At 41.8% G+C, this 12,277-nt stretch carries 9 protein-coding genes; 5 read left to right on the forward strand and 4 right to left on the reverse strand.

The window, feature by feature from the left end; genetic code table 11:
- Positions 1–49 precede the first annotated feature (49 nt).
- A complete protein-coding gene (locus FC85_RS12985; protein ID WP_057865945.1) occupies positions 50–829 on the reverse strand; it encodes a DUF4931 domain-containing protein in 780 nt (259 codons plus the stop codon).
- 182 nt (positions 830–1,011) lie between these two features.
- Here FC85_RS12985 and FC85_RS12990 point away from each other — a divergent pair, with 182 nt between their 5' ends.
- Entirely contained in the window at positions 1,012–2,757 is a 1,746-nt protein-coding gene (locus FC85_RS12990) for a thiamine pyrophosphate-dependent enzyme (RefSeq protein ID WP_057865946.1), read from the forward strand.
- 239 nt (positions 2,758–2,996) lie between these two features.
- Positions 2,997–3,920 (forward strand): NADP-dependent oxidoreductase, encoded by a 924-nt coding sequence (locus tag FC85_RS12995; RefSeq protein WP_057865947.1) that lies wholly within the window; start codon positions 2,997–2,999, stop codon positions 3,918–3,920.
- A 216-nt stretch (positions 3,921–4,136) separates the two neighbouring features.
- On the opposite strand, the gene FC85_RS13000 is transcribed toward FC85_RS12995, so the two are convergent.
- Positions 4,137–4,382, reverse strand: a complete 246-nt coding sequence (locus FC85_RS13000) for a DUF3781 domain-containing protein (RefSeq protein ID WP_057865948.1) — start codon at positions 4,380–4,382, stop codon at positions 4,137–4,139.
- Positions 4,383–4,661: 279 nt separating this feature from the next.
- A complete protein-coding gene (locus FC85_RS13005; RefSeq protein WP_225427607.1) occupies positions 4,662–8,264 on the reverse strand; it encodes a S8 family serine peptidase in 3,603 nt (1,200 codons plus the stop codon).
- 209 nt (positions 8,265–8,473) lie between these two features.
- Between FC85_RS13005 and FC85_RS13010 the strand changes: the two genes are divergently transcribed.
- Entirely contained in the window at positions 8,474–8,926 is a 453-nt protein-coding gene (locus FC85_RS13010; RefSeq protein ID WP_057865949.1) for a hypothetical protein, read from the forward strand.
- 429 nt (positions 8,927–9,355) lie between these two features.
- Here FC85_RS13010 and FC85_RS13015 read toward each other — a convergent pair whose 3' ends face one another.
- Positions 9,356–9,877 carry an ASCH domain-containing protein gene (locus tag FC85_RS13015; protein ID WP_225427608.1) on the reverse strand — a complete coding sequence of 174 codons (522 nt, stop codon included), beginning with the start codon at positions 9,875–9,877 and terminating at the stop codon, positions 9,356–9,358.
- A 340-nt stretch (positions 9,878–10,217) separates the two neighbouring features.
- On the opposite strand from FC85_RS13015, the gene FC85_RS13020 reads away from it, so the two are divergent.
- Both FC85_RS13020 and FC85_RS15775 read left to right on the forward strand, forming a co-directional pair.
- Positions 10,218–11,657, forward strand: a complete 1,440-nt coding sequence (locus FC85_RS13020) for a C69 family dipeptidase (protein WP_057865950.1) — start codon at positions 10,218–10,220, stop codon at positions 11,655–11,657.
- Positions 11,658–11,739: 82 nt separating this feature from the next.
- Positions 11,740–11,877 (forward strand): hypothetical protein, encoded by a 138-nt coding sequence (locus tag FC85_RS15775; protein WP_157051295.1) that lies wholly within the window; start codon positions 11,740–11,742, stop codon positions 11,875–11,877.
- Positions 11,878–12,277: the final 400 nt, after the last annotated feature.

Genomic DNA, 12,277 nt, shown 5'->3' on the forward strand with positions numbered 1-12,277 from the left:
ACATGAAAATTGTCCTAACCCCTTCTTTTTGCGTCTCAATAACAAATATCTATATCGTTGTCTTGCTCAATTTTTCTTGAATCTCTTCAGCAATCTCTTTTAGCCGTGGCATATCCTGGACTTGAGAAATCTTGTAGCCAACAAAATACGGTGATGTTGCAAATCGCGGCACAATTTTGCAATAAAATTTCCCGTCAATCTCATAAAAAAACAGGTTGTATGATGATAAACGACCACCCATATAATCATGCAATAAGTATTTCACGATAACGTGAACCGCATCGGCCAGCGCATCAATTTGAGTGACACCGTTAATTGCAATATTAATTTCAACAAATCCAATAATTGGATCCGTTGAGAGTGTAATCGATCGTTGACCATCGTCTGAAACTGGGACACCAGTGAAATTCTTAATGCTGACATTCTGGTAGACATCGTAGTTATCCAACCCAACGATTTGAAAATGAGGGTGTCGCAGACTGCCACCAGATAGTGGACCAAAGTTCTTATACATAATCACACTTGTATATTTATTAGAGACAATCATTTCGTGCCAACATTTAAATGCAAACTCAAAGACCTTTCGATTGGTATAAACTGGATAAATGGAAGGTCCCCCATTATGGTTGCTGGACTCAATAACAACTGTTTGAGTGGTCTCTTCTAAAGTTCGAAATTTATTCATTAACCAAATTCGATCATGATCCCGTGCCAGAATGTGAGTGAGGTGCTCAACATCACAAAACGGACAATACCCATTTGGATGACGGATATTTTCGGGCTTTCCTTGAGCTGCCTGATAATTAAATTTAAGTGGTTGATTTGGCATGTCATTCACCTTTCCAATCATGTTTTCTTAATTATAATGCTTGTTTTATTTGGCGTCCATTAGGATAAATTTTTTACTTGTAAAATACAACAGTTGCATTCACCATTTTTCAGCGTTATATTAATTAGCATACTTACGAAAAGTAAGCATCTCGAAAATAAAATCTAGGAGTGACTTTTAACATGGCAAAAATAACAGCTGGCCACGCACTGGCCAAAGTGCTTGTAAGCTGGAACATCGATCATATTTATGGTATTACTGCTGATTCCATCAATAACACCGTTGACGGTTTGTATCAAGAACGTGATCATATCAAATATATTCAGGTTCGTCATGAGGAAGTTGGCTCTCTTGCGGCAACCGCCGATGCTAAATTAACCGGCAAAGTCGGCATTAGTTTTGGTTCTGCCGGTCCAGGTGCGACCCACTTGTTTAATGGCTTGTATGACGCAAAAATGGATCACGCCCCCGTTGTTGCAATTGTTGGCCAATCGGCAACGCCAATTATGAACACCTACTTTTTCCAGGAAATGGACCAGGATCCAATGTTTTCAGATTTAACTGATTTTCATAAACAGGTGACTAATCCTGACCAAATACCATATGTCATGGATGAAGCCATTCGTTATGCCTATCGAACAAAGGGCCCAGCTATCGTGATTATTCCTGACAATTTATCAGGTGAAACAATTGAATTTGAGCCCTACAAGACAGCCAAGGTTCTTAAACCAGCAACTCACGCTACTGTTGATCAAACAGCTGTCGATGCTGTTTACGAGGCCATTAAAGCAGCTAAACATCCTGTTTTATGGGCTGGGTTAGGTTTGAAAGATGCCCGTGACGAAGTGGTAGCATTTTCAGAAAAATTCAGCGTTCCCGTTTTAACGACTGCTCCGGCAACCGGCATTATGCCAACTGACCATCCCAATTTCATGGGATCCCGAGGTCGTTTAGGAACCAAACCAGCTTTTGAAGTCACTCAAGCCGCTGATTTGATTATTTTGGCCGGTACCAATTACCCATTTAGTCGTTTCTTACCCCAAGGAATCAAATTCATCCAAATCAATAATAACATTGAAGATTTAGGTAAGCAGCATGACATTGATTTGACGGTGTTAGCAGATGCCAAGCCGTTCTTCGCGCAACTTAATCAGACTGAGCCCGAAATCACCCCAACCCCATTTCTCAAGGCCGCTCGCCAAGACAAGCAAAATTGGGATGCCTGGTTAAACAAAGTTGCCGATGATGAGCAAAATGGGCTCGCCCCCGAAGCAGTTATTCGGGCAATTAAGGAAAACAGTGATGACGATGCTGTCTTTGGCTTAGATGTAGGTAATAATTTGATGTGGTCAATTCGTCAATTGCCATTTAACCACGATCAAAAGCTAAGTATGTCTGCCTGGTTTGGCACAATGGGTTACGCGTTGCCAGCCAGCATTGCGGGTAAATTAAGCTATCCCCACCGACAAGTCTTCAGTATTTCTGGTGACGGCGGCTTCTCAATGGTGATGCAGGATTTGTTAACTCAAGTTCAATACAATTTGCCAATTATTAACGTTGTTCTTGAAAACAAGGCCTTTGGCTACATCCAACACGAAAAAATTACTGCCAATCAAGAACCATACGGCATTCACTTTATTGGTGCTGATTGGGCCGGTTTCGCAGATAGCATGGGAGCAATTGGCATCAAAGTTGATGACAAGGCATCACTTGCAGCTGCCTTTAAGAAAGTTCACGATTTACAAGCTGCTGGTAACACCAAGCCAATCTTAATTGATGCCAAGGTCAAAAATCAGGATCCGGTTGATACAAGTTTTATGCCAATTGATCCTGAACAGTTCGATCAAGCAACGATTGAGACCTACACAAAACAGTCCAATTTATCTGATCAACCAGCATTTTCTGAACTCTTGAAAAACGAAGAATAACAAATTTAATGATAGGAAGATTGCCGGGGTAAAAGTCGTTTTGCCCGGCTTCTTTTTTACCATCACAGTTTTGTACACGTCAAATTGCAACTAGTCAACAAGTTGGCGGGTTCTGCCAGTCCAATTATTTAAGTTCATCGACCATCCTGCCAAGCCGTTTGTTTGATAACGTGATTGAGAACCCTTACAATTTTAGTGGATCGATCATTAAAATATTTCAAAAATAGGAGTGAGTTATCATGAAAGCCTTTGGATACGATCATAACGGTGCTGCAGACGTTTTTGAAGAATATGACGTGCCGACACCGGAAATTTCCGACGATCAAATATTAATTAAAACGGAAGCCTTTAACCTCAATAACTTCGAGAAATCAATGCGGGCTGGTGAGTACCGGACGACGACCAAGCAAACAGTTCCCGGCCGCGATGTTGCCGGAACCGTTGCAAAACTTGGTGCCAATGTAGGCGACTTTAAAATTGGTGACCGTGTTGTTGCGCATGGTCACGGTTCCTATGCCGAATACGCTTACGCGGCAGCTGCCAGAACAGTTAAAATCCCCGATGGCGTCTCTTTCGCTGAAGCCGCTGGGATTGTAACCCCTGGAATTACAGCGTATAAAGCCGTTTACTACTTTGGTGAGGTCAAATCCGGCCAAACAGTCGTTGTTAAGGGCGCCTCTGGTGGTGTTGGTTCGCTGGCGGCACAACTGGCTTTGAATTTAGGTGCTCATGTTATCGGCATTGGTGCCAGCAGAAACGAAACCTACGTCAAGTCACTGGGTGTCAAGGAATACATTCCCTATAACAAACAAGATCCCGCTTTGGTCCTCGCTAATCAGGCTGACGTGGTCATCAATTCCGCTTTAAATGGCGCCGGCAGTGATAGTGATGCCCGGATTGTTAAAGATAATGGGATTATTACCAGTGTTGGTGGCGATGAGCCACTTTCGAATAAACCATTTAAGTTCAAACCGATTGCCCCCACTAAGGCCGTTTCGGACGCAGAAGCATTAAGTACCATACTCAAACTAATGGCTGAGAAAAAAGTAACAATCAAAATCGGCTATCAATTACCATTTACAATTGATGGCGTCATTCAAGGACACCAGTTATTAGGTAAACCACACGATGGCCGCATTATTGTTACCAAAGAGACTGCTTAGTTAAGTCATCCCAACCTTGATGAGGCACACAACTGCCAATAATAGTTTGGATTGCGGCACCATTTTTAAATCAGATCCAGTTAAAACCGATGTCGGTTTTTGCTGGATCTTTTTTTAGAGCTAAAAGACGAAAATAATGTTGGATTTATTCCCCAATGTTTTAAAAGTTAAATAATAATCACTTTGGTACCTACTTTCTCTCATTCAGGATGGATGTTACATTTTGTTAACTGTAATCACACGATTATTATTAACATTTACCGTAACGACAACCCTATTTTGGTTATTATAGATGTAGAAATTCTTTCCTCGCCGCTCCACCAAATCAGCATTGACAACTACATGATAAATTAAGCGTTCAATTTGAACTTTTGTAAAATTCATGGCCAATTTCTTATTAATTCTCTGGTAAACCAGTTCTGTATAGCAAAGCTTATTTGCGATTATCTGCTTATTAGTCATGATTATCCTCTTTTTTCACTTTGATTAGTTATTTTATTCTTAATTAGCCGATAGCCAATATGATACTACAACCAGATTGTGTCATCACGCTCAACTAACTCATTAATTGGAATCGAAGTTCTAATTGCAAATGAGAGTGGGACGAAAGGCGGTTACGCGGCAGGAAGTTGCCTTTTGGCGCACGTTTCCAGTCGGTAATAATCGTGATTATACAAAATGGGACTGGGACGAAATTACTTTTGTCCCAGCCCCATTCTGCTATTGTGATCAGAGTCATCATCAATGATTAATCGTAAATGATTTCTCCACCACGTTGCCAGCCTGATCAACTGCCTTGAAAATAAAATGATTCTGGCCACGTTTTAAATTTTCCGTTTGATTAATTTGATAATCAGGATATAGGTTTAACGGCTTATCAGGATCATGAACATTAAATCCAGCATTGTTCTGTTGCGCAAAGACGTTATTACCATTCAAATAAACCTTAACCCCACAAACATTATCATTACTGGTACCGGTGAACGTGACTTGATCTCCGGAAACTGTTTGATTAACATTCAACGTTGGCGCAACCACATCGAGATAAATTTCCAGAATCCCCCGCTGCTTTTCCATTTGATAGTTACCATTCTTGGTCTTAACTTTCGTCTCAAGATTATACCCAACCCCACGCTGTTCTGTCGGATTAAACGGCACGTTCACCTTGAATTGACCGGTCTTGGAAAGATGAACGTGATTGCCAGCAGCGTTTTCATTTGGTAAGGCTAACACCGTTAATTTTTGCTGGCTCGGATGAGAAACTTTACCACTAATTGTTAACTCGTGTGTTTTTTCGTTATAAATTTTCGCACTATTCTTTGCATTCAAATAAGTTTGGAAATTGTCATTCAATCGTGCAAATTTAATCCCTTTACTTGGTGTTTGTTGGTATGTCAGTTGCGACCGTTTATGCCCATGAGGCGTTGGTGCCCCATAGCTTAACCTAAGTTGTTTGACTGCCTTGGTGTTTGAATTTAACTTGGGTGCGCGTTTTTTAAGTTGGTTAAAATTATCAGAATTTGGATATTGACCAAAAGAAATCATTTTCTTTGGAGATCTTAGAAATGCGCCAAATTGCTTACCGGGAACTTGAGCCCATCCTTGAAGGACGATGTACCCTGCCTTATCGAATTTTAATTTAAAGGCGGCAATTCCTTTTGCCCGGTTTAAACGGCCTTTAACGACTTGGCCACTTTGCGTATCTTCTGCAAATGCCGTCATGCCTGGAACGTTTTTTGGAATCCGTGCCAGGACGGTAAAGGCCCGATTTTTCATATCAATAAATGAATAATCACTGGTCCCATATAGATACCATTTCAATTGTGGAACCCGGTTCTTGGCTTGCGTTTGCTTATGTGACTTTGCCTTTGCTGCAGAAGCCTTGACCACTTTTACAATGGTCCGATTACCAGCAATATCGGTCAACATAAAGGTCGCCGAATGCTTGTTGAGCTTATTCTTAACAGCTTGACTTAATCGCTTAGTGAACGCACCCTGATGCGTCGTTTTTTTGGTCAGTGACACCCCATATTGGCTACCGGCAACTTTTAAAACACCACGAGAAATCGGAACAAAGCCTGCGCCATGATCACTAAATTTACCACTAAGCGTTCCCTTTTTAACCGAGTACTTCACTGCTTTAACTGTTGGTGCCTGATCGTCAACTCGAACCGGATAAGTCGTTGTTTGGACCTTAGCAGCACCGTCGTTATAGTTGGTCGTTATTAATTGATAATGATATTGACCATTGGGAGCAACCTGAGTTCGACCGGTTTTGGTATTGGTATAAGTGCCATCCCATTCAAATGCATTAGGATCTCGACGCATACTGTACGATGTAGACAAATCCAAGTTGTTCGTATTATCGCCAATTGATCGATCCGTATTCGTCTCTTGATCAATAATTCGAATCACAGTACCCTGATCATCAACAATTTGAGCAGTTACGTTTGCCAGTCCCTGTTTAGCAAAAACAAATGGTTTGACGGCATCTTGCCGATGGTCACCATTTGGCGAAAAGGCGACCCTTGCCGGATGAATCTTAGATGCAATTTTTGCCCAACTGGTTTTGTTGGCTTGATTATTAACGTAAGCACTTAATGAATCACGATCACTAATTCCGAGTGGCGTATTGAACTCGTCCATTAAATAACCGCCTCTAAAGGCAGAATTCGACTGAAACGCTGGCGAATCAATCACCTGTTCTTTGGTTAAATCACCCTCATAACCAAGATATGGGACAGAAAGTGACTGGCTCTTATCATCAGCGACAAAACGTAAATAGCCTTCAATAACCGGATTTTTCTGGGACTGGTTATTAAGATTAAGTGTTAGGTTAATTGATTTTGTTTGCTGGGGATCAACAGTGAATGTTGACTGATCAGCAGTTAACGTCGCCCCAGATAACGAAACATCATGAACCTGACCTTCTTTTTTGGTATCACGGGTTTCGGTTAACGGGCCAATCGCATTATCAAACGTATAGGTAATTGGTTGACTACCATGATTAGCAATCTGAACGGTAAATGACTTATGATTATCAACTTGCCCCAGTGATACCGATCCAATATTGGTTGTCGGATCAACTGCGGTCACCTGTAAATTGCCAGCCGCCAAAACGTTAATTCCACCACTGCCCTGACGCCGTGGTGAAATATAACCCGACTTATATTGAACATCTTTCATCGGCGTTGCACTGTTCATCAGCATGTTTTTAGTCTCCATGACTAATTGGCTGCCTATTAAATTAGGCTGGGTCTGCTTTAACTTCTCTATAATTAAAGCAGCTGCGCCAGAAATATACGGCGTTGCGGCTGAGGTTCCCCCCTGCGTCGCGTATCCGTTGTCTCTCCAAGTCGAAGTCGAGGCAATCCCGGGTGCAGAAATATCCGGTTTCAATACATAAGTTGGGGTTGGCCCCCACGAGGAATATCCTGTCATATCTGTATCAGATCCCTTGGAATTGTTTTCTGCGCCTGCTGTCATGGCATTAGCGGCAATTCCCGGATCAGCGATGATCCCACTATTGGCAGCCGCATACCCAGTTGTAATATCACCGGTAGTGGCAGTGGGATTTTTCGTGTAGATACTGGCACCATGACCATTATTACCGCCCGCAATCGAAACAAAGACTCCATGATCCACCGCATACTGAACGGCAGCCTGCTCCTCATCAAAAGGCGATTGATTCGGAAAACCACTGCCTAGTGAAATACTAATCACATTGGCACCAAGATCAACCGCATCATGAATCGCCCGGGCAACATCATTATGACTTTCATCATCAATCATATCTGAAACTCTTAGGTCCAACAGTTGAGCTTCGGGGGCCACCCCCACAACGTATTTTGACGATTTTTTGGTAACACGACCATTTGCCGCAACAATCCCCGCACAATGCTGACCGTGGAAAGACGAAATATTATCTGGTTCAGTTGCTTGATTACTGTTGGTTGCGTAGTCATAAGCAAACGGAATTTTGCTGTTAATATAACGGCCGTATCCCTTTTGAGCAATTAATCTCTGGGCATCGGACTTAGAGATGGCTGCCGTATTGGGATCAGATAATCGCAAATCTTTATGTGGTTGAATCCCGGTATCAATAATTGCAACGACCATCCCTTTACCACGGTATTCTTCACGCCATAGTGGGGTGATATTTCCCTTATTAATTGCCTCTTGGTTCATATTTCCCTTGGCGTAAACAACTGTTGGAGCCAAGTTGCTGAATAATATATTACTAAATCCGAGTGACAAACCCGCACATAAAGGAATCACCACACTTGCTCCCATCAAGATGATCCGATTAATCTTTTTCTTAAATAATTTACCCAATAATCTCATGATAATTCCCCCCAACCGGCACTATTCTAGCTCAAGTATAATGATTGCAGAAAGACATTGCATTTGATTAGATCTTTTTTACGACTAACCACCTAGGCATTAAATTTAACCATCTAAATAATATTAAGCGCTTTCAGAACTTGTCTTTTATGATATGCTAGATATATTGAATCACTCATAATTTGTGATTAACTGAAAGGGGAAAAGATATGTTAAGAAACAAGTTTTTACCATTATCATTACTAGCAGCCCTAACGTTACTTGGCACAGCAACATTAAATTCAACACCAGCACATGCGGCTAATAACGCCGGTGTTCGACCAGGTTCACTGACTTATCACAAAACGGATCAATTCGCGACAATTGGAACCAATTACAAGTCGTTCAAATTGTATAACCACGTTCCAAACAGCAAGTATAAACAGATTAAAACGATCTCTTGGAAAAAAGCTAAAATGAGTAGCTATGGTGTTGTGAATAATGCTGTCCACATCGATATGTTCGCCAGCCAAGGATTGCAATATAATTGGTATCGCATCTCTAAAGCCAATGTTTTACGTAATCGAACGCCTAATAATCAGCAGAAAAAAGTTCAAAAATACTGGGTATACGGGCAAGCCTTGGTATTTCCCAAAACAACGCAATTAGTTTTTGCTAAATAGCATCATTGCAATAGTGTCGCTACCAAAGAACTGGGATGATTCATTTGTCTTGGCTCTTTTTGTTTGGCAGCATAGTTATATCAATGGACTGATAGGCCTTAGGCAAATTGCCCAGAATTCCTCTTACCTTTCCTTCACGTGGGCAAAATATGTGAGAGAAAAGCAGGTTCCGGCCATATAAGTAGGTCAAGCCCACATTCCAAATTCGGGAATAGCTGCTGTCATCATTTTCACTTGACCAAAACGTGCAAGAGAAAAGCAGACCCTGGCCATATAAGCCCCCTAACTTAACATTCCAGAATCAGGAATATTTCACCCCTTTTACCTAGACAAAACGTGCGAGAGAAAAGCAGACCCCGGCCATATAAGCCCCCTAACCTAATATTCCAGAATCAGGAATATTAGGTTAGGGGGCTTATATTCTGGGGTCTAACCGCTTTTTCTTGCACTCTCCACCCAAGCCTCCGCCACCGCATTCCAGTTGCCGGTTTGATCCAAAATTTTTTGATACTTCTTGGGCATTTGACTATATCCAATTTGGGTTAGCGGATCCGCGTATCGGCGAATGAACAAATCGGCTTCTCTTGCATCCTCATTTTGACGATAGGCCAGCAACGATTTTGTTAATTCCGGTTGCACCTTAATCTTTGAATCGTCAACGTCATAAAATTTCAGCCGTCCCTTAACTGAAAACGGTTGGACCAAATCCTTGACTGTCACCGACCAGGCATACGGGCCATCGGGCTTTGGCTTTTCAACATGACCAATGTTAATTACTGCCAAAGCAAAACCGTTTGGTAATCCTAAACCGAAATCCACTGGTGACGGGGTTCCAGCACTTACCATTAAAAATGTTGAGACATTCCCCGGCTGCCAAGTCCGAAACTCTTCTGTCTTGTCACCGGTAATAATATCCCAAGCATAGGGTTCTTTAATTGATAAAGCTTTCAACGTTATTCGCTCCTTTTACTTTTTATGTCGCATTTTCCCCTGAATCATGTCCGCAATTGCCATCCCAATCAGAATAGCTGCAGCCACACTCATCATCACCGGTAGTAGATAAATCGGATGACGAGCCACTGATAAATAAAGGGTACTTCCCAATCCTAATAAAAGACCAATCCATATTTTGACTGTTGTTTTTCCAAAAATGACACGTTCTCCCCTTCCTAAATAGTGTTGTTCCTTTTTAAATATTCTTATCAGCTAGTTGCATTAAAAATTAGCCTTTGAAAATCATCATTTCGTTGTATGCTATAAGAGAGATGAAATTTGAAAGGAATGATTGATTTTGCAAACAGCCCGAAATTTATCCAGCTGCACTGCCGTTTTAGTCGGCAAAAAAGCCACCGTTGACGGTTCAACAATGATTGCCAGAAATGAAGATGCCGGCAGTGGGATTAACCCCAAACGCTTCGTAGTCGTCACACCTGAAGACCAGCCCAACGAATATGTTTCAACCTTTAATAATTTTCGATTGAAACTACCAGAAAGCCCACTTCGTTATACAGAAACCCCGTGTGCGGATACCAGTGATGGTCTATGGGGTGAATCCGGTATTAATACTGATAATGTCGCTATGAGTGCCACCGAAACTGAATTTACCAATACCACCATGTTAGGCCTCGATCCATTGGTCAATGACGGGATTGGCGAAGAAGCCATGCTGACTGTTGTCCTTCCGTATATCCATAGTGCCCGTGAAGGCGTTAAACGACTTGGTGATTTGGTAACCACGTATGGCACTTGTGAAAGTAACGGAATTGCGTTTTCCGACACCGATGAAGTTTGGTACTTTGAAACGGTTGGCGGCCATCACTGGGCAGCCGAACGAATTCCGGACAACGCCTACGTGATTGCCCCTAACCAGACCGGTATTCAAGAAATTGATTTTAACGATCCCGATCATTATATGTACAGTGCAGATTTAAAAGAATTTGCCGAAAAAAATCACTTAAATAAATCGCCCAAAGATTTTAACTTCCGCGATATTTTCGGTGAAGACGTTCAGGCTGATCACTATTACAATACTCCCAGAGTTTGGTACGGTCAAAAGTATCTGAACCCTGAAATTAACCAAGATCCAGAAAGTCGAACAATGCCCTTTGAACGCATCCCTGCACATTTGATTTCGATTGAAGATGTCGCCTTTATTTTAAGCAGTCACTATCAAGGAACTGATTTTGACCCTTATAGCAAAACCGGTAATCAAGAAACTCGGCTTCGTTACCGACCAATTGGGATGAATCGAAACCAGGAAATGCATATTTTACAAATTCGACCGGACTTTCCGGCCGAACATGCTGCCATTCATTGGTTAGCCGAGGGCGTTAATATTTTTAATGCACCAGTTCCCTTCTTCGCAAACTGCATAGATACGCCAACCAACTTTAAGAATACGCCAGCCCGGACAACAACTGAGAGCTTTTACTGGTTAAATAAATTAATCGCGATGTTGGCAGATCCATTCTTTGCGGAACACGACTTGGATGCCATGACTGCCGTTTCAGAAAGCCGAAAGTTTGGCTTCGCCCATGGCCGCCAAGCCGTTGCCAAAGCTGACGCTGCCTACCAAGATGTTGACAAGACCAAACTACCGGAATGGCACACAAGTGTTAATGATAAGATTGCTGCAACCATTACTTATAATCTGAAAGATCTACTTCATCAATTAGTATTGCTAAGAGCTGAAAAGATGGTGCCGACCTTTGAAAAGGGCGGCGAGTTGTAACCGACTTCCTTTTTTGGAAAAAATGCCATCATGAAGCCAACTAGATATTCAATAAATCTTTGTATGAAGGGAACCCTTGCCAATGCAGCTTTTCAAAACAAAACACGTTAAGGTAACCGTTCGAAAAGCAACACCCAAAGAAACTATCGTTGCACTTCTTCAACTTGCTTTGGTAGTCTTGCTCATTTGGCGACACCGATATCGAGTAAATCAGAAATAGCTTAATAAATTTTAGCAAAATAAAACAGAGTGAGACATACATCCATGTGCTGGCGCACACCCCGGAAGATGAAAAAAATATAAGTTTAAATCGGCGACCATTAATCTTTCTTCCCGTATGATATGGGTGAAAGGCTAGTGGTCGTCGACTTTTAATGGGTACCGATGCGAAGGTCTCGAGAGACAAACTGATCCGTCTGCTTTTTGAGTACCCCGAAATATTGCGCTTAAGCATGAATATAAAAATACTGATTTACAAAAGCAGATAACCTTTCCCATACTTAATTTATCCGAGGAGGGGTCAACATGACTGAACCAGTTAACGTTATTTATACTTCCTGTGCCGGGTTAGATGTCCATCAAGCCACGGTGGTTGCTTGCCTTTTACATGGTAAGCTGAC

Source organism: Lentilactobacillus diolivorans DSM 14421, from assembly GCF_001434255.1.
GTDB lineage: Bacteria > Bacillota > Bacilli > Lactobacillales > Lactobacillaceae > Lentilactobacillus > Lentilactobacillus diolivorans.

Excerpts from the sequence above, each read along its gene's own strand:
- FC85_RS15775 (WP_157051295.1), top strand. The coding sequence starts at position 11,740 with ATGCAGCTTTTCAAAACAAAACACGTTAAGGTAACCGTTCGAAAAGCA.
- FC85_RS13000 (WP_057865948.1), bottom strand. The coding sequence starts at position 4,382 with ATGACTAATAAGCAGATAATCGCAAATAAGCTTTGCTATACAGAACTG.
- FC85_RS13005 (WP_225427607.1), bottom strand. The coding sequence starts at position 8,264 with ATGAGATTATTGGGTAAATTATTTAAGAAAAAGATTAATCGGATCATC.
- FC85_RS12990 (WP_057865946.1), top strand. The coding sequence starts at position 1,012 with ATGGCAAAAATAACAGCTGGCCACGCACTGGCCAAAGTGCTTGTAAGC.
- FC85_RS13010 (WP_057865949.1), top strand. The coding sequence starts at position 8,474 with ATGTTAAGAAACAAGTTTTTACCATTATCATTACTAGCAGCCCTAACG.
- FC85_RS12985 (WP_057865945.1), bottom strand. The coding sequence starts at position 829 with ATGCCAAATCAACCACTTAAATTTAATTATCAGGCAGCTCAAGGAAAG.
- FC85_RS12995 (WP_057865947.1), top strand. The coding sequence starts at position 2,997 with ATGAAAGCCTTTGGATACGATCATAACGGTGCTGCAGACGTTTTTGAA.